Annotated in this window: 1 pseudogene; it reads right to left on the bottom strand. The window is 37.0% G+C overall.

The window, feature by feature from the left end:
• A pseudogene (locus SB775_RS27910) lies at window positions 1-362 on the bottom strand (ribosomal protection-like ABC-F family protein); the annotation flags it as partial.

Raw genomic sequence — 362 nt, 5'->3', positions numbered from 1 at the left:
CGTATTCTTGTTCGAGAAATGTGATGTCATCATGCTGATTTGGGATAGAAATCCGGCTGATGATTTCTGTTAATTTTGTTTGTAATCGTAATAATTCTTGTTCAGTAACGTTTACAGAAGCTTGGGTGGTTCTTTTTGTGTATTGCTCGTAATTACCGTGGAATATTCTTGGTTCACTCTCATCTACTTGTAGAATATGGTCTGCAACAGAGCGAATAAAGGCACGGTCATGGCTAATGAAAAGTATTGTGCCAGGGTATTCTCGTAACATGATTTCTAATTCTTCTTGCGTCGCTAAGTCTAAATAGTTTGTTGGTTCATCGAGCAGAAGCATATTATAGTTTCCTAAAAATACTTTTGCG

The organism is Peribacillus sp. SIMBA_075, from assembly GCF_046534585.1.
Note: the sequence above shows the minus strand (reverse complement) of the source record. Positions and strands in the feature narration are given on the sequence as shown.